The organism is Pseudomonas sp. FP2196 (assembly GCF_030687715.1).
GTDB lineage: Bacteria > Pseudomonadota > Gammaproteobacteria > Pseudomonadales > Pseudomonadaceae > Aquipseudomonas.
In genome coordinates this window covers 4,577,432-4,592,130 of the sequence record NZ_CP117445.1, presented here as the reverse complement: position 1 = coordinate 4,592,130, position 14,699 = coordinate 4,577,432, and the positions used below count along the sequence as shown (strand labels likewise).

Below are 14,699 nucleotides of genomic sequence, written 5' to 3'. Positions count from 1 at the left end.
GACCTGAGTTCCAGGCCGAGGCGACGTGACCATCCGACGCCTCTAGATTCTACGAGGCAGAATGACATCCGGTTTATTTGGATCTCTAAGTAAATGGCCTACAATCATCAGCAGCCTATCCAACGACTAAGATGTCGAAACCTCAACTGAAATCAGGCCCTGAAGAATGTTCACGAGCACCGACGCCTTAGCTCAGCAATTGAAGGATGCTCAGCACGATGTTTTATTCACTGGTGCCCGCGCTTCAGCCGAGATCGGCATCCCAGCATACAGAGATGCGCTGCCTAGACTATGAGAGCGCTTCGATTCCGTCCATCAGTTCAAATCGTAGGACTCACAACATGGTCTGGGAAAGTGAAAACTGGAAGAGTCCGCTGCTAAAATTGGCTAAACGCCTGAAGACCCTTAAGACTTCGAAAGGCCTTGCTGATGATCAGGTAGCCCAGCTCGAGCGCGACATCTTTATCGGTTTCTATTCGGTAAGAAGACTTATCGAGTCCCCTACGAAAGTTACTGATAAAACAAGGACGCTTACTCTCTCCCTCAGGAAGTATGCAAACGTTAAGTCCGTAACGTGGAGGAATAACCATAAGCTCGAGGAGCTCTACGATCTGAGTAGGAGCAACGGGGAGAGCCGGGACGTTATGTTTGTGTGCGGGAGAATCATTCACAGTTTTGTTTTTGCCCCCTGCCTCTCAGATGATGGGAGTGTCAACGGAGTATTCTTCACCTCAGACCTCGACAGGGATAAATTTTTATTCTTTATATCGATTGACCAAGTTATTTCGTTATTTAGTGACGTCGGAAATGACAATCCCTGTCACATCGAGAGCTCCCGCGATCCAGTTACTGGCGTTGAGACACTGGTCGTTAAGTGACTTTTAGCTAAAAAGCTTTGCAACTAAGTGCTATCCTCATGACACTAGAAAATCGACGAGAGCGGACTGGGTAACGATGTATCAAGCAGTCATATTGAACTACAGTATCATCGATGTCGAAGATTTCGTTGCGGAGTTCAATGATCACCACGTTGTGGTCTTGAACTCAATTATGGATGAAAGGGCTAGCCAGCTAAGAACTCAAGCGGAAGCAGAGATGAAAAACTGGCGAGGCAAAGGCCCATCCGTTTACTACTACCAACCTCGTATATGGATAGAAGGCGATCCGTGGTGGATCTCCACATTCATGCACTCGACGAAGCATCATCTCAATCTTTCTGAAACGACTAGGCTCGTTCAGCGCGCGGTGGAAACTTGGAGAGCACGTGGATCTGCTGAGCGATTTTTGTATGCCAATGGGGTTACACGGGGTCTAACAGGCGACGTGGAGCTTTAAATATAAAAATATTGAGTCCTCGTGCTACCGGCACGTTAAAAGTTGTCTTCGCGCTTTATCGGTCAATTTACCTAGCCTTGACCGTCCACAATTGATCAACCTTCGTCGTGTAGCTCTGACTCATCAACTCCCGGCGCATAGCCCAATCAGGCGCCGCCGGCACGCTGGCCAGCCGAAGAACTCCCTTTCCCCAACGGCCATTGATTTCATCCAGAACGCTCATCACCTTGTCGGCCAACACTGGCTGTGAATGCGCGAACAAATCGTCGGTGAATTCACCCGGCTGACGCAGATCCATCAGCAGAACCTCCGCTTTGCTGTATTTGAAGCCTGGTCGGAAGAGGCGATTGACCGCTTCCGTAGCAGCCTTAGTCATCAGCCGCACGTCATTGGTCGGGTACGGCAATTCCACCACGGCGCCGTTCGCATACTTCGCTTCTTCGGGATTGAACATGCCTGTCCTGATACTCACGCGGATCTTCTTGCACAGCGAGTTTTGCGCTCTGAGCTTTTCCGCTGCGCGTTGTGTGTAGGTGGCGACGGCCTCCTTGATCGGCTCGATCTGGGTGAGCCGGGTGCCGAACATCCTGCTACAGCAAATCTCTTGCTTGGGTGGGTCAGCTTCACCCAGTTCCAGGCAGGAGGTGCCGGCAAGCTCGCGAGCAGTTTTCTCGATCACCACACTGAATTTCTGCCGAAGCATCCACGGATCGGCTTTCGCCAAGTCCATTGCGGTCTTGATACCCATCGTTTCCAGGTGTGTCTTCATACGCCTGCCGATGCCCCAGACCTCGCCGACATCGGTGTTGCGCAGCGTCCAGTCCCGTTTGAAAGGATCGCACAGATCCACCACACCACCGGTGATGTCCAGTAGCCTTTTGGCGGTATGGTTAGCGAGCTTGGCCAGCGTCTTGGTGCGTGCGATGCCTACACCGACAGGAATGCCTGTGCGTTTTAGAAGCGTGGATCGCATGTGCCGTCCGAATGCAGGCAGATCGCCTGGGACGCCGGTCAGATCAGCAAACGCCTCGTCAATGCTGTAGACCTCAAGCGCAGGCACCAGCGATTCGATGATCGTCATGACACGCTCGCTCATGTCACCGTAAAGACCGTAATTGCTGCTGAACGCTATAACACCATGCCGGCGAAGGTGATCTTTGATTTGAAAGTACGGCTGGCCCATCTTCACGAAAGGCTTGGCGTCGTAGCTGCGCGCAATCACACAGCCGTCGTTGTTGGACAACACCACGATAGGTGTCTTTGCCAGGTCGGGTCTGAACACTCGCTCGCAGCTCGCGTAGAAGCTGTTGCAGTCAATCAGGGCAAAGACGGGCTCACGTATTGTCATGATCGCGCACGCTGTATTTCACCACACCCCAGATCACCAGCTCATCGCCCTCCATGACATGCCTTGCCGGATATTTTGGGTTCTCCGATACAAGCATCACGGCGTTCTCACGCAGAAGCAGACGCTTGCAGAAGGGCTCGGAATTGAGTGCTGCGATGACGATGTCGCCGCTGACCGCATCGATGCTCCGATCAACGACCACCAGATCCCCTGAATAGATGCCGGCGCCCTGCATGCTGTCTCCATCAATTCTCACCAGGTATACGTGCGGCGCGCGGATATCGAACAGCTCATCGAGGGAAATGTGTTTTTCGATGTGATCAGCCGCAGGGGAGGGGAAGCCCGCCGGCACCCTGGATGAATATAAGGGCAGCCTCCTGCCGCCAGACGCGAGAAGGCCGAGGATGGTGATGCTCATGATGCAAGCCTTTTTGAGGTTAACTGTACATGCATACAGTTAACGATTTGGTTCGCTTGCGGTCAATCTCATAGGCACGACAATTCGACGGGTGACACCATGTGCGGACGCTACTCGATCTACGAATCGATGGATCACTACCTCAAGGAGCTTGCGCCAAGGCAGCTGGTGATCAATGGCTATGACCTCTGGCCAATCGAGCGGTACAACGTCGCGCCTTCTACGCGGGTGGAAATTATCCGGCCAGTGGGAGAGGGCTTGAGTGTCGATAAGGTTAAATGGGGATGGGCGCCGTTCTGGGCGAAGGGAAAGAGTCCTGACCCTATAAACGCGAGAGTCGAGACCGTCATGACCGGGAAATTTTTCAATCAGCTCTGGCCAGCTGGTCGCGTACTCGCACCGGCAAACGGTTGGTTCGAATGGGTCAAGGACGTGGATGATCCGAAGAAAAAACAGCCGTATTTCATTACGTTGAAGGAGCAGATACCGATGTTCTTTGCCGGCCTTGCTGAAGTACACGGCGGCTTGGAACCTGATGATTGCGGTGGCTTCGTCATCATCACAGCTGCGAGTGACCAAGGCATGGTCGATATCCATGATCGCAAGCCTTTGGTGTTGTCACCTGAGCACGCTCGCGAATGGATAGATCCCGACACCTCACCGGGCCGAGCTCGAGAAATAGCAATGGAGCACTGCAGGCCTGTTACGGATTTTCACTGGTACAAGGTTGGCAAGGATGTAGGCAACGTTCGTAACCAAGGCCCGCATTTAATTCAGCCCCTCTCACTTGTCGAAGACGTCGATGACTGATTTCAGCCGCAGTCTGAGAGCCGGCGTATCGTCAGCTGCACGCCAGCGAACTGAAGTATTGGCATGAGGTGGGGAATAAGGCTTTTTCATGCGCGACAATCTGATGTAAAAGCAGCCGGATTAGTCATGGAATTCCCGTCGCCTATTCGTACTTTCCTGCTTCAATCGTTGATTGTCCGACCTCAATCCGGGACGTATTTCACCACCATCTAGCCGGGTGACCTGTCGGAAGTTGGAACGACGCTCTGTGCCGGGAAGTCTACCTGTTACTGCTTATTGGTAAGGTACAGAGCAATGGATAAGACAATCACCGTCGATCAACTGGCTACCACCGACCTAAGATCAATCAACGTGATATGGCTCGGCGAAACTCATACCCAGCTATGCCTTTGGCGTGGCGAGCAAGTTTTCACCCACGAGATGATGAGCGAGGGCACCCACGATCAGAATGTCCGACACCTATGCTTGCAATTGGTCAACCCTGACGATCAAGCCACAGTTGCCAGCGTTGAGTTGATCGTGCGCGAACAGTTAAAAAGGATGGGGGAGGTGGGGGAGTTTTATCCGACTGAGGAGGCGGATACTCATCTATAGTCTCCTGCAACTCTGATAACAGAAAAGGAGTATCGGCTAGTCATGGGGCACTCAGTCCTCAATATCTAGCCTGCCTCCATTTTCACTATTTAAAATCGATTGCTCTGCTTGTTTCTTAGCCAAGCTGCCAAGGCGTAAAACGCTTAATTTCTTAGGTTGTTTTGACATGATTTCTCCACGAGCTGAGCAGATGCTAGACGCGGCGCTGGCCTTTTGATAGCGTGCACGCATCACATTTATGTGAGGAAAGAGTTTCAGGGAGTTTGTGCGCTGCTAAATCTGGCATAGTTGGTTGGCGGGTAAGGTGTAGCCATAATTATATTTTATTACTACTATTGGAGTTCTAATGCCAGGGGATACAGTTTCGACCCTCAGCCAATCCGATGTTATAGGGATAGCGGGAGCAATGGCTACGATTGTTGTTGGCGTTTTATCGTGGTTAATTTCTGCTGCGCACTCAAGGAAAACGATGCAGCGAAAAGAGCTGCAATATCGTATAAGAGTTACTTCTCTTGTAAATAACAAAATATTTAAAGAGTCGGAGAGTCTTGAGATAAAGTATAAGGGTGATGTGATAGATAAGTTGGTTTTTCTGGAGGTTGATATAATAAATAGCGGGAATGTTGCTATATTAAATCCTCCTATAAAAATCGAGTCGCGTGACTCTACGTATATAATTCCGGCCTATTTTGAAGATGTTCCTGATGGCTATGACTATCATTGGTCGGTTGAGCGGGAAGATGGTGAGACATGTCGAATAAAGGCTGATCATATCAACCCTGGTCAAATTATAAAAGCTAGGTTTTTAATGGATAATTTACCACCGGAAGAGCCAATGTTTACTTGCGCTATGCCAGATCTTAGCATTAAGCGAGCTTCTGATGTTGAAGTCTCATTGGTGGCAGGGAAGTTCCTAGAGGTTGTCTATCCGAGTTTGGCGAGCGCAATGAAGCTCGTTTTGAAATAAAATGCTTCTTTCCCGTATCGATGTAAAAACGCTAAATTGACATTCCAGTAACATTAAAGAAGGGTTCGATATGTCCAAACTCGCAGAATTTCGTCAACTCGAAAAACACCTCGCCGAACAGCTCCAAGCGCTCGAAGCCTTGAAGGGGGATGCTGGCCTCAAGAAAGAAATAGAATTCGAAACGAAGCTGCGCGATTTGCTCGCAAAATACGGCTATAGCCTTAAGGACGTGATCAACCTGCTAGATCCACAAGCTGGCCGTCGCGCTTCAGCCGTCGAGTCCAAGGTAGGCAGCCGCAGGCCACGCGTGGTCAAAATCTATAAGAACCCACACTCGGGCGAAGTTGTTGAGACTAAGGGCGGAAACCACAAGATTTTGAAAGGCTGGAAAGCTGAGTACGGTTCCGACACCGTGGAATCTTGGCTGGCTAAGTAAGACTGTTTGAGTGCAAACAATCAGGGCCCTGCGGGCCCATTTGATACGCAAGGATCACAGCCCGTCGGCTGGAACGTGAGGGATATATGGCGAGTAATGATGTTTATTGGTTCAGAATTGGCGGAGATCTAACAATCAGCTTCAATGAACCAGACTTCATCGATTTTAACTGGAATGACTACACCGCTTACGATCTCGGGGAGCAGATGAGCCTGAGAGCACGTAATGTTTCCTTCGAAAAAGATGGCAAGAAGGACTTCAGATCTGAAGCGGAAATTCCGGCTCAATTTATACATTCGAAGGGCGATGCTGTAGCACTGAGTCCTCAAGGATGGAGGCCGCTTGCTTTTATTCCTAATGGTGCATCTGTATTACTTGATAAAAATGCGTTCAGCACCGTTAAAAATCACATCGACTCGGATGGGAACCCTCAGGATCGTTCTATCAAGGTGGTGGTCGACTTCTGGCAAAATCGAGATTTCACTATTGACCTGAAGCCAATTCTAATGGAAGGGAATAATCGGCATAATAAAAAGCTTCCCACCTACGAGGAAATGTCCGCAGAGCTTGAAATATTTGAAGCTAAGCTGCGCCAAAGGCTTCCGAAAATAAAGGTAACAAATACTCCTGAATCAATCCGCAGACTGCATGAGGCAAGCGCAAGATTTTTCTATGGATTTGACGCTATCCTAGAGTTTATTGAAAAAGTCTATGCCAAGCTGGAGGAAGGCGTAAAGTTTACAAGGAACCTTGCTGGATTCAAGGATATCCTCGCACTAGCTACAGACGCAAACGTCTTAGATCATCACCTGATTTTCGCTGCAATTGTGTACAAGGCTGTCAGCGGCGAAAGACACAATCCTATCTATAAGCTTCTAAAATTCAACCAGCCGAACTTTATCCAGCAAGGCCACTCATTCAACGGCACGCTAGACATCTTTTCGCTGATACTGTTCTTGAGCGAAATCAGGAATCAGCGAGGTAATGCTTACTTCATAACTGCCGATAAGGATCTTATTTATCTCTGGAACGATATGGTCGGCTTTATGATCGTAGACGACCAGCCAGGGGTGCTTAATATTGATATGAATTATTTTCTGCCTGGTTTAAGTGAGGGTGACATAGCTGAGCTTGTAATTCTAATGGGCTGAGTTGCATGTAGTAATCGAAGGTAAAATTACAGGAGTTCTAATGATTCGATTAATAACGTTCATACAGGATTGTAAGATTCATCTAGGAGCCGCAGCTTCGTTCCTGATGCTTCTTGTTGTCAAGATAAAGATTCAGCCTCCGCCAGAGATGGCTAACTCGCTGGTCGTGGATTTTCTAGCATCAAAAAATTTTGAAGATATCACAAGTAATGTTCTTTCAAGTATAGTGGCGGCGTATATTTTCTATGTGTTCATAGAGTTTATTCCCGCTAGAAAGAGAGCGCGAGAAATCAAGCTCATACTTGAAAATCTGCTTGCCTCAATAGTGCTTAGCTATGAAAATAAACTCGGAAGTTACTCTTCTGCTGCATTATACGATCATAGCCTAGAGTGTCTAGAAAAGGCTTATCTCGACAGAGTGATTTCTATGGCTCAGGATGAAGCTGACTACAGTAGCCTTTACTCTACCGCGCTACATGCAGATAATATTTTGAATGCATTGGAGCAAGGGACGGTAATGGCAGCCTCCATATCTCCGAGATGCTCTATGTCTTGGATCAAGATTACCGCTAAAGCTCGTGATCTAGCCAGTATGGTTAAGGAAAGACCTAGACATGACTTTTTAACACCTGAAGATATGTTGTATGATGACCATGCTAGGTACGGGAGCGCGATTGGCTATGCCAAGCTCTATGAAGAATCCGTCAATCATATAGAGCGCATGCGAGGACGTTATTGGCCTTTGGTAGATGAGATTCGGTACTGGAAAGGAAATTACTCTCCGAGTAAGTTACGCTCAACTACTGGTTAATCAATGAGGGTAGGGGGGCAGACATTCAGATTTGTTGTAAAACCTCTCAATGCCGATCCCGGCGCACCAGGTCTTTGAAGCGCTCTCTGCTCTCAATGATCTGGTCGTGGAGTTCTTCCAGATTGATGTTCATACATCCTCCAGCGGACACTTGGAGGGTTTTGAGGGAGCTAGCGGGAGATGAACTGCTCTTCTTCTATTTCAGCTCGTATTTTTGGTCAGCGAAAGAAGAGCTTCATTATTTTTTCTCCAGTCATAAACCTAGCTGAATGGTAGCTTCTTTATATTACGCATTGTCGATGATATTAAGCTCAAGTTTAACGATAGGATTTTCGGTGTCACTCCAGTCGCAAAGACTGATATTGCCGTATGAGCTCAGGTGTGTCTCACGGTAATCAATCTTGCTAATAAATTAAATAGTTTTCGCAGTTTCTTTGCTAACAAACCTTTGGCAAAAAAGAAGGCTCTGGAGGGCCTCTATGCTTTCGGAAGTTTTGTCTGTTTTATAATTTCCATACTGTCCCCATATACTGTTTCATCACACCTGATAAGCATCTGTCTGTTGAGCGCTACGACAGTCTCGTTAGTTGCCTCTACTTTTCCATTACCCCAGTAGTCTGAGTCATTTACCATGTAGGCAAGAGTTGGGGAGATTGGGAAATACAGATCCGTATGTAAAGGAGGTATGCCGTTAGGTTTTCGATTGAGCACAGAGGGATGGACATTGATAACTGGGTTGTCACTCGTAATGAATCGGGTATCCGTGCTGTTGATGAGCCACACCACGTTTTTCGTCTCGTAGTACATGGCCGTGCTGTAGCCCATGTTGACTCCCACAAGGATCGCCATGAACCAGTTGTTTTTTTTGATCAAGTTGTTGATCACCTCATTATCTGAGCGAGCCGATGAGTCAACAATGTTACGGAAAGTTTTTGTTCGCGAGAACTGGTGCCCCATATAGCTGATCAAGTTGTTCAGCGCATTTTCTTCATGCAAAGATGAAAAATTGCCAGCTCTTAACGCATCAAGCGTCGGCCTAACGTCATTTTCAATCGTCGTGTGTAGTTCTTCGATTGTGTTGAATGTGATCTCATCGCGCTTGGCTTTATCTTTGATAGGATCAAGTACGCCGAGAACGCACGAGTAGACAATCATCCTTTTCAAAAAGCCATAATGAAGAGGCTGTGTTGCCGGTGCGCACAGGCTGATCCAATATTCAAGAAAATCAACATCGATATTGTCTAGCGGGGTCAGCTTATAGAACTCGTATTCACGAGCCAGACCCTTCGTGCTCACGGCCTGGATGTTTCCCTTTTTTGTTCTGTGGAAGACGTCTCTCTGGTTATGCGACCAGCCACGGAGGTAATGCGCCCAAATGTAGTGATTGCCACGCTTGATGTCCATCTTCGCTCCTTGTCCTGAAGGCATCTTGTCTGCGGCCCGGTTTGGAGTCAAACCGCGTTGCTTGGCCGTAGGCTCGGTGATAGGTTGCCGGAATGACTCAGCCCCTGTACGACCTCAAACTCTCTCGGGTTACTCGTGAGCACTACATTACCGGCGAGGCCGCGATCCCGTATCCGGACGTGACCACGGGTGTTTGAGGATCTACAAAAAACCACGCCGGCGAAGTGGTCTAAACCAAAGACGGCAATCACAAAACGCTTAAAGCTTGGAAGGCGAAGAACGGTGCAGCGACCGTCGAATTTTGGTTAGCCAAGTGATTTTGGTTTGAGTACAAAAGAGCTTGGGATGGCCCTTTTTTGGGCTCAGCATTTAGCAAGTTTACTGCGTCGGCAGCGCTCCGAGCAGTAACGTACATCTCCCCAGCAGCGTGCCCACTTTTTCCTCCATGTGAAGGGAAGGCCGCAGGTCATGCAGGTTTTGACTGGGAGCTGACTCTTTTTCAAAACGACGCACCTTCTTCTAAAATGTGGAGAGCATTTTGGCAGCGTTGCTTCATGCCTCATGGTTAGACCACAACGGCGTGGCGCTCTGCAACGCTACTCTGCGCTTCAGGGCATTCCACATTCAGAATGTCCTTGTGCTTTTGCAATCTAAGCAAGGCATCTGTGTCCCCGCTGCAGCCCGAAGGACATCATCCCGCTCGAACTGTCGCATGGCGTTGATTAAGCATCCTTTCCCGTGACAGTTTCGGTCAGAATGGAAAATCCAGTTCTTTCTGCACCGCAAATTCGCCTGGTGTCTTACCTCGTTCGAAAGCAATCAAATACGACATCTGGACAGTCAAGGGACTCGCATCTAACTGCTCGCCAGACACCTTCAGATGTACCTTGCGAGTCGCATATTGAATCGATACCTCAAGTCCTTGTAGTTCATCGATGACTTTCTGCATCTCGTCGTACACAGCAAATTTGGCGCTTTCTGAGTAATCGCTGGCGCAGTCTCTATAGTCGCGAAAATAGTCCACGAGGGACGCGAAGACCTCGTGGGCATCACGCTGCATTTCAAATCCAGGTTGGGAAATATCCACTGTGGAGCTTTCTGCAAGCTTAGCGAGTTGGTGTCCAGTCGACAGAGGATGTGCCGGCAAGGTGATGTAGTCGCGTTCAAGACGGGCTTTTTCTACTCTCAATTCCTCTTCCGTGGGGATGTCGAAGGGCTTGTTGAAAGCGTCGATATCTTCGACCTCAAAAGCAGCAGCGAGCGCACGCCGAGTATCAGCGCTTGCCGACTTGGCATTCTCAACTCGTTGTACAGTCCGTACGTTCAAGCCTGCAAGTTCGGCCAGAGTCTCCTGTGACCATTGAAAAACCTCCCGCATTTTGCGGATGAGAGCGGCGAACTCTTTGAGACTCAACACGCGAGGTTGGCTAAACGAGGTGTTTGTATTCATTTTAAGCTCCATCACAGGGTAGGTGCGGCTCATGATGAAGAAGCTGCTGATGACACAACACGACAGGAGCCCGACAGAGAACCGACAAGGCCTGATGCTCTGCTGAGGTTACGATGAATTGAAGCTGGCTACAGACACGTGCACCTCTCCGCTCAGCTTAGTCGTGATAACGTCGTCCGAACCCATGATCCTAGTCCAGGCAGGGGAATGACAATTACCTACCAGGACAACGAAATGGACATTCGGTACTTCCTTGAACAGCGGCTGGCTTTTATCAAGCAGCTTTATCTGAATGGGACGAGCCCGTTTGACGACCGCAAAAGGAAAATTGAGAACGAAGAAGCCCCCTTCATCCCGCCCTATAGCGAAGATGGGGAACCTGCATATTTGAATGAATGGCTAGAAGCTGATTCATCAGTGCAGGTGCTGGGTAGCGCATGCTTATCAATGATTGCTGCGTCACTACACTTATATTTAAAAGAGTGGGAGCGTCAGCTTGGGCCTGCTCCAGGGCCTTCACTCAAATCAGAATTCAAAAATGGCGGATGGCCAAATGGCTACAGAGCATTCTACCTGGCTCATGGTTCAGACCGGTTTGAGGATGGCCCATTCGATTTCGCTTTGATTGAAGAACTCGTGCTGGCGAGGAATAGCATCCAACATCCCGACTCCCTGATCTTCGAAACATCTCGATATTCTGACGACGCGCTCCAGAAGATGCCAAGCCCATTTTTCGTGAGTGATCGAGAGAAAAACTTGATTGAGGAGGCAGATGACGAGAGTCGGCAATGGCTATATCGCCCCCACATTCACATCACTACCGAGAAATTTCTGCACGCTGTTTCACAGGTCTCTGCATTCGTGAAGTGGCTAGAGGATCAAGGGGAGAACATCTTGTATAAGCGTTATCTTGAGCGAAAACGTCAACGCGAGGTAGACGCTGGCTCCAATCCTTTCTAGCCTCCGGCAGAGAGTTCTTTCCCGTTTAAATCTTAAGCAATGGTTGGTCAGAACGAATCCAAATGATCAGCAAGGTCGAATAAATACTCAAGGGATCCTTTGTGCCTTCAAGTCTAGTAGACATTATTACCCGCGACCGGGGCGCGCAGGCCTATACCGATTACTCGGAGTTTCAAATTACTGATCCTGATGTAATCGTTAGCGCTGCGAGGCAAACGCTCGATTCGATCCCTCCATCGTTTGGTTCTTGCGTCATGGTCAGTGCTGGCTTTACTGCCATTCTCAAATCTAAAGGTATACCCGCCGTTGTCGTCCTCGGAGACCTGTTGATTAACGGCCAGTACGCTTTTGAATGTCGAGGGAACATTCCAGGGGCGACCTATGAGGGAGAGTTCGTGGAAGCCAAGTGGGACGGTCACGCCTGGGTAATGCTCGCAGGTATCCTCTGCGACCTGTCGATCTTCCGAAGCGCCTACGCCACTAAAACGCCAAGCAACCTCAAAACCTTCATCAGCCAGCAGTTCGGTGAGAACAAGGGAGCACTGATGTGTCCCCACGACAGTTTGCCGGTCGGCATGGAGTTTGTGCCCAAATTTGCTCTCAACGATGCTCAGATTCTGGGGATTCTGGACGGTTTGTCCAAGCAAGCACTTGAGAGCTAAGTGACGAAATTCAAGGTGGCATTCACGGCTGAGCCGGGAGCTGAATACGGCTAGAAAATAAGGGCGACGCTGACATCAATGCGAGATTAGCCAGGCTTCCATTTTTTTCAGTCTGCCCATTTCGAGAAGCTTCGGTTTTCCTAACTCTAAAAGCATGAGTAGCTCTTGCCTGCCCTCTGGTGAGGGAAACCATTCAGCGACCTCAACATTGCAGTGCCTGGACTCACTCAGGGCCCATTTCACAACCATGTCCGCCGCAGCTCTGTAATGATCCGCAATGAAGATAGTGGCTCCCTCCACTGGCCATCCGCGCTCTGCCAGTTGGAGGGTTACGTCAAGGATTCCCGAATTCCCAAAAAAATCAGAAGTGTCCGGATAATGGATGCCTGCCAACGATACCTTCGCCACACCCGCTTCTCGGTCGAAGTACGACATAAAATGCCATCCACCCGTTGTACTCCCAGCGTGCGGAAAATTGATGGCGGCTTTACCCGTGATGTAGTGCTCGCGTGAGACGCGTTTGAGATCAAAATCGAACAGTGGCTGCCTCATGGGAGCTTTTTGAGCCGGGCTAGACCCTGTTTGATATGACCAGCGTTCTCACCAATTGTGTAGAGCGCGCCACGAACGTTGTCCCCGACCTCCGCATGCCCCTGGGCTTCGACCTGGAGGGTCAGCTCCATGAGAGCAGCCTCAAGGGCGAGTTGGTTTTGGTACATCCTTTCCAGGACATCTGATAGCGAATACTCAGCCTGCATTTGGTTCACCTCCATGTTGGGAACAACAGCATAGCAACAGGTGGATTCTGAGTGGGAGCAGCTAGTACCCACTCCAATCCGCGCATGGACGGAAAGGGTTCATCGCTGGCCATGGCATCTTGATAGTCTCCAAAGGCCGCAAGCCCCACTAGGGGAGGTAATCCCATAGGGACAGTGCTTTGAGTTTAAGAGTGCGGTGCCAGATAGATGAGGGTCACCAAGCACTAAGCTCATGCTCAGGCTCAATTGAAGGTTTCTTATGATCTGAATAAAGACGAAGTTATACATGGCTCATGGATAGGGAATTAAAAAACAAATCGATAAAAATTTAACAACGATCTATTAAGCTATTTGGCGATAGGTGCTATGCCGTTTAGGCGGCCCCAGCATCAAAGATAAATTAGCAGAAAAACTATAGAATTCCACAAAATCGGATTTTTAACGAACATTAGAAAATGCTCCATCGTCTACTGGACGACATGCCGACTTGGTACTACTGTTGTTATGACGCAAACTCAAGAGCTTATAAATCTATATCAGCCGTACTATTGAAGCGGGCTTTGCGCGCGAGAGAGACGATGGTGAAATAGTGCCACCTTTAACTGTAACTGTATCAATATTGAGAATACCGACACTTGGTTGTCCAAAGAGCCTATCAGAGGAATACTGCTATGCGCAGATTTTTGGTTCAACGATGGAATTTGGCTGTTAAGTTAAGTGGAACACTGGTCGCTCTGCTTATTCTTCAAGGATGCGCTAACCTTGAAGAAGTACGAGATTTCTCCAATCAATCCGCCGCACTGGCTGCAGCACCACAAGCTGTTGATTATTGGGTGGGCTGGGGAGAACGTTCCAAGAGATTTGACGCAATTCTGAATCGGCTCCCCCCAAAAAACGGTATCAAGGCAGAAGGCCCTGCTGGCCCCGACTCATCGCTCACAAAGCCTCAAATTGAAGCAGTGAAATCACTTCACGCACTACTGGCCGCTTATATGACCAAGCTGGGCGCATTGGCAGATGATGATTTGGTAGATGTTTCCAAGCAAGTAAATGGGCTAGTCACTAATCTTGATGCGCTGCCTTTAGTCACGGATGAGAAGAAAAAAGCTAACGCGGCCTACGGTTCTATTTTGAAGCTGGTTAAACTACCATTAAGTGCGTATAGGCACTATAAGTTAAAAGAATTAATTATCGAAAATGATGAGTCAATCCAACAGCTGACCAGTATATTGGCCACCTCCCTAGGCAGTGTTTCCATGTTCATAACCGCTGAAAAATACAGCGTGCTGAGCTGGTACGACGAGACTACCCGTCAATATCCGATACCAGCAAACTTTACTAGCGCCTTTCAGTGGGAAAAAGATAAGCGCTCCATAGTCGAGATCTACGATAATAAAGCTGAAGCAATTGCTGCATACGACGCGGCTTTGCGTAAGGTGGGTGAGATGCATCACAAAATGGCAACGGAATTGAATTCATTCAACACCGACTCATTCAAACGATTGGTAGAAGAGCTTAAAGCGGCAAAAAAAGAAATATCAAAAGCTCGCGAGGAATACAAGGCGGCATTCAAAAACTAATTAGAGGTATGTATC

The 14,699-nt window shown here is 48.7% G+C and carries 17 protein-coding genes and 1 pseudogene; 11 read left to right on the top strand and 7 right to left on the bottom strand.

Going from position 1 to position 14,699, the window contains the following annotated elements:
- Positions 1-341 precede the first annotated feature (341 nt).
- Entirely contained in the window at positions 342-878 is a 537-nt protein-coding gene (locus tag PSH79_RS20545) for a hypothetical protein (protein WP_305439303.1), read from the top strand.
- 524 nt (positions 879-1,402) lie between these two features.
- On the opposite strand, the gene umuC is transcribed toward PSH79_RS20545, so the two are convergent.
- Positions 1,403-2,683 (bottom strand): translesion error-prone DNA polymerase V subunit UmuC, encoded by a 1,281-nt coding sequence (umuC, locus tag PSH79_RS20540; protein WP_305439301.1) that lies wholly within the window; start codon positions 2,681-2,683, stop codon positions 1,403-1,405.
- On the bottom strand, positions 2,670-3,101 hold the full coding sequence (locus PSH79_RS20535) for a LexA family transcriptional regulator (protein ID WP_305439299.1): 432 nt from the start codon (positions 3,099-3,101) through the stop codon (positions 2,670-2,672). The genes umuC and PSH79_RS20535 overlap by 14 nt, the downstream gene beginning before the upstream one ends.
- A 99-nt stretch (positions 3,102-3,200) precedes the next feature.
- On the opposite strand from PSH79_RS20535, the gene PSH79_RS20530 reads away from it, so the two are divergent.
- The 6 genes from PSH79_RS20530 (at position 3,201) to PSH79_RS20505 (ending at position 7,870) form a co-directional block, all read left to right on the top strand.
- A complete protein-coding gene (locus PSH79_RS20530; RefSeq protein ID WP_305439297.1) occupies positions 3,201-3,911 on the top strand; it encodes an SOS response-associated peptidase family protein in 711 nt (236 codons plus the stop codon).
- A gap of 294 nt (positions 3,912-4,205) precedes the next feature.
- A complete protein-coding gene (locus PSH79_RS20525; protein ID WP_305439295.1) occupies positions 4,206-4,505 on the top strand; it encodes a hypothetical protein in 300 nt (99 codons plus the stop codon).
- 406 nt (positions 4,506-4,911) lie between these two features.
- Positions 4,912-5,472: a hypothetical protein gene (locus tag PSH79_RS20520; protein ID WP_305439293.1), complete on the top strand. Its 561-nt coding sequence runs from the start codon at positions 4,912-4,914 to the stop codon at positions 5,470-5,472.
- 70 nt (positions 5,473-5,542) lie between these two features.
- Positions 5,543-5,908 carry a histone-like nucleoid-structuring protein, MvaT/MvaU family gene (locus tag PSH79_RS20515; protein ID WP_305439291.1) on the top strand — a complete coding sequence of 122 codons (366 nt, stop codon included), beginning with the start codon at positions 5,543-5,545 and terminating at the stop codon, positions 5,906-5,908.
- An 86-nt stretch (positions 5,909-5,994) separates the two neighbouring features.
- Positions 5,995-7,059, top strand: coding sequence for a hypothetical protein (locus PSH79_RS20510; protein WP_305439289.1), 1,065 nt, complete (start codon positions 5,995-5,997; stop codon positions 7,057-7,059).
- Positions 7,060-7,099: 40 nt separating this feature from the next.
- Positions 7,100-7,870: a hypothetical protein gene (locus PSH79_RS20505; RefSeq protein ID WP_305439288.1), complete on the top strand. Its 771-nt coding sequence runs from the start codon at positions 7,100-7,102 to the stop codon at positions 7,868-7,870.
- Positions 7,871-8,347: 477 nt separating this feature from the next.
- Here PSH79_RS20505 and PSH79_RS20500 read toward each other — a convergent pair whose 3' ends face one another.
- Complete coding sequence (locus tag PSH79_RS20500) at positions 8,348-9,274, bottom strand: DUF4238 domain-containing protein (protein WP_305439287.1); 927 nt, start codon at positions 9,272-9,274, stop codon at positions 8,348-8,350.
- 266 nt (positions 9,275-9,540) lie between these two features.
- On the opposite strand from PSH79_RS20500, the pseudogene PSH79_RS28230 reads away from it, so the two are divergent.
- Positions 9,541-9,591 (top strand): annotated as a pseudogene (locus tag PSH79_RS28230) (hypothetical protein); the annotation flags it as partial.
- A 45-nt stretch (positions 9,592-9,636) separates the two neighbouring features.
- Here PSH79_RS28230 and PSH79_RS20490 read toward each other — a convergent pair.
- Positions 9,637-9,777: a DUF2256 domain-containing protein gene (locus PSH79_RS20490; protein WP_285679249.1), complete on the bottom strand. Its 141-nt coding sequence runs from the start codon at positions 9,775-9,777 to the stop codon at positions 9,637-9,639.
- Positions 9,778-10,025: 248 nt separating this feature from the next.
- Complete coding sequence (locus PSH79_RS20485) at positions 10,026-10,757, bottom strand: helix-turn-helix domain-containing protein (protein ID WP_305439285.1); 732 nt, start codon at positions 10,755-10,757, stop codon at positions 10,026-10,028.
- A gap of 174 nt (positions 10,758-10,931) precedes the next feature.
- Between PSH79_RS20485 and PSH79_RS20480 the strand changes: the two genes are divergently transcribed.
- Together PSH79_RS20480 and PSH79_RS20475 are read left to right on the top strand one after the other, a co-directional pair.
- Entirely contained in the window at positions 10,932-11,684 is a 753-nt protein-coding gene (locus PSH79_RS20480) for a hypothetical protein (protein ID WP_305439283.1), read from the top strand.
- Between the two features lie 101 nt (positions 11,685-11,785).
- Positions 11,786-12,346 (top strand): hypothetical protein, encoded by a 561-nt coding sequence (locus PSH79_RS20475; RefSeq protein WP_305439281.1) that lies wholly within the window; start codon positions 11,786-11,788, stop codon positions 12,344-12,346.
- A 75-nt stretch (positions 12,347-12,421) separates the two neighbouring features.
- On the opposite strand, the gene PSH79_RS20470 is transcribed toward PSH79_RS20475, so the two are convergent.
- Entirely contained in the window at positions 12,422-12,898 is a 477-nt protein-coding gene (locus PSH79_RS20470) for a hypothetical protein (protein ID WP_305439279.1), read from the bottom strand.
- The gene (locus PSH79_RS20465) at positions 12,895-13,104 is read right to left on the bottom strand and encodes a hypothetical protein (protein WP_305439277.1); all 210 of its coding nucleotides are present in this window, start codon (positions 13,102-13,104) and stop codon (positions 12,895-12,897) included. Before PSH79_RS20465 ends, PSH79_RS20470 begins: the two co-directional genes overlap by 4 nt.
- A 671-nt stretch (positions 13,105-13,775) precedes the next feature.
- Between PSH79_RS20465 and PSH79_RS20460 the strand changes: the two genes are divergently transcribed.
- Positions 13,776-14,684 (top strand): hypothetical protein, encoded by a 909-nt coding sequence (locus PSH79_RS20460; protein ID WP_305439275.1) that lies wholly within the window; start codon positions 13,776-13,778, stop codon positions 14,682-14,684.
- Positions 14,685-14,699: the final 15 nt, after the last annotated feature.

Bases quoted from the DNA above. Each gene is read 5' to 3' on its own strand.
- PSH79_RS20525 (WP_305439295.1), top strand. From the start codon at position 4,206: ATGGATAAGACAATCACCGTCGATCAACTGGCTACCACCGACCTAAGA.
- PSH79_RS20510 (WP_305439289.1), top strand. From the start codon at position 5,995: ATGGCGAGTAATGATGTTTATTGGTTCAGAATTGGCGGAGATCTAACA.
- umuC (WP_305439301.1), bottom strand. From the start codon at position 2,683: ATGACAATACGTGAGCCCGTCTTTGCCCTGATTGACTGCAACAGCTTC.
- PSH79_RS20485 (WP_305439285.1), bottom strand. From the start codon at position 10,757: ATGAGCCGCACCTACCCTGTGATGGAGCTTAAAATGAATACAAACACC.
- PSH79_RS20460 (WP_305439275.1), top strand. From the start codon at position 13,776: ATGCGCAGATTTTTGGTTCAACGATGGAATTTGGCTGTTAAGTTAAGT.
- PSH79_RS20535 (WP_305439299.1), bottom strand. From the start codon at position 3,101: ATGAGCATCACCATCCTCGGCCTTCTCGCGTCTGGCGGCAGGAGGCTG.
- PSH79_RS20505 (WP_305439288.1), top strand. From the start codon at position 7,100: ATGATTCGATTAATAACGTTCATACAGGATTGTAAGATTCATCTAGGA.
- PSH79_RS20480 (WP_305439283.1), top strand. From the start codon at position 10,932: ATGACAATTACCTACCAGGACAACGAAATGGACATTCGGTACTTCCTT.
- PSH79_RS20500 (WP_305439287.1), bottom strand. From the start codon at position 9,274: ATGGACATCAAGCGTGGCAATCACTACATTTGGGCGCATTACCTCCGT.
- PSH79_RS20520 (WP_305439293.1), top strand. From the start codon at position 4,912: ATGGCTACGATTGTTGTTGGCGTTTTATCGTGGTTAATTTCTGCTGCG.
- PSH79_RS20470 (WP_305439279.1), bottom strand. From the start codon at position 12,898: ATGAGGCAGCCACTGTTCGATTTTGATCTCAAACGCGTCTCACGCGAG.
- PSH79_RS20545 (WP_305439303.1), top strand. From the start codon at position 342: ATGGTCTGGGAAAGTGAAAACTGGAAGAGTCCGCTGCTAAAATTGGCT.
- PSH79_RS20515 (WP_305439291.1), top strand. From the start codon at position 5,543: ATGTCCAAACTCGCAGAATTTCGTCAACTCGAAAAACACCTCGCCGAA.
- PSH79_RS20465 (WP_305439277.1), bottom strand. From the start codon at position 13,104: ATGCAGGCTGAGTATTCGCTATCAGATGTCCTGGAAAGGATGTACCAA.
- PSH79_RS20530 (WP_305439297.1), top strand. From the start codon at position 3,201: ATGTGCGGACGCTACTCGATCTACGAATCGATGGATCACTACCTCAAG.